Consider the following 1,612-nt stretch of genomic DNA (forward strand, 5'->3'; position numbering starts at 1 on the left):
ACTAGGTACGTAAAAGACCTCGCTAAGTGCCAGTGACATGTATCGCACGTAAGCGGCCCAAAGACGGTCGCCAAGTGCTCATAACTAGGAGGTGTGACAGTGAACCGTTATTATCTTGCAGTGGATATAGGGGCCTCCAGCGGCCGCCATATCCTGGGGTGGATGGAGAATGGGAAGATGAATCTGCGGGAAATCTACCGTTTTTCCAATGGGATGGAAATGGTGGACGGGACCCTGTGCTGGAATCTCGTTGGGCTTTTTGAGGAAATTAAGGCCGGAATGAGAGAATGTAAAAAACTGGGCATCAACCCGGAAAGCATGGGCATCGACACCTGGGCTGTGGATTTTGTACTTCTGGACAAACAGGGACATGTGCTGGGCAAGACTGCCGGCTACAGGGACAGGCGCACCGAGGGAATGGATTTAAAGGTGTATGAGCGGATTTCCAGGGAGGAACTGTACCGGAGGACCGGTATCCAGAAACAGATTTTCAACACGGTTTACCAGCTGATGGCTGTGAAGGAAAAACAGCCGGATATCCTTTCACAGGCAGAAAACTTCCTTATGATACCGGATTACTTAAACTTCCTGCTGACCGGGGTACAGAAACAGGAGTATACCAATGCCACCACAACTCAACTGGTCAATCCCTCTGAACGTACCTGGGACAGGGAACTGATTGAGGCTTTGGGATATCCGCAGAAGCTTTTTGGCGGGCTGTCCATGCCGGGAACCGTGGTGGGAAGGCTCAGTGAGGATGTGCAAAAGGAGACCGGACTGGATTGCCGGGTGGTGCTTCCGGCCACCCACGACACTGGCTCCGCCGTGGCCGCCGTACCGTCCAACCGGGACCATGTGCTCTATATCAGCTCCGGTACCTGGTCCTTAATGGGGACAGAGCTTAAGGACGCTGACTGCCGGGAGATGAGCATGGAGGCCAACTTTACAAACGAGGGCGGATATGAGTACAGGCACCGTTTCCTTAAAAACATCATGGGGCTGTGGATGATTCAGTCCGTGAAAAAGGAGTGGAAGGAATCAGGGGAAGATTATTCCTTTGGCGAGATATGTAAGAGGGCTTCCCGCGAAACCATTTCCTCCATTGTGGACTGCAATGACAGCCGTTTCCTGGCTCCTGAAAGCATGTGCAAAGCAGTGAAAACTTATTGTGAGGAGAGCGGACAGCAGGTTCCTGAGACTAAGTGGGAGATGGCTGCTGTGATTTACAACAGCCTGGCGGACTGCTACCGCATCTGCTGCCGGGAAATTGAGGCCCTTACAGGCGTGAGATATGACTGCATCCATATCGTGGGAGGCGGAGCCAATGCGGACTACTTAAACCGCCTGACGGCGGAGGCCACAGGAAAGACCGTTTACGCGGGACCCACGGAGGCCACGGCCATCGGCAATCTGGCGGTGCAGATGATAGAGGGGAAGGAGTTTAAGAGCCTGAAGGAGGCCAGGGACAGTATTTTTTGCTCATTTGAAATCAAGACCTATGAACCTTCTGAGAAGGTTTGATAAATGATGACTGTTGAGGCTGTTACGAGAAATGATTTATGATCTCTCGGAATCTTGAGTGATCATGCCAGCAAAACTCTGGCATTGAACT

General features: G+C 52.0%; 1 protein-coding gene. It reads left to right on the plus strand.

What is annotated here, in order from left to right; all coding sequences use genetic code 11:
* The first annotated feature begins 99 nt into the window (after positions 1 to 99).
* Positions 100 to 1,521, plus strand: coding sequence for a rhamnulokinase (rhaB, locus tag LI015_RS27880; protein ID WP_227126772.1), 1,422 nt, complete (start codon positions 100 to 102; stop codon positions 1,519 to 1,521).
* Positions 1,522 to 1,612: the final 91 nt, after the last annotated feature.

Source organism: Enterocloster sp. 210928-DFI.2.20, from assembly GCF_020554465.1.
Lineage (GTDB): Bacteria > Bacillota > Clostridia > Lachnospirales > Lachnospiraceae > Enterocloster > Enterocloster bolteae.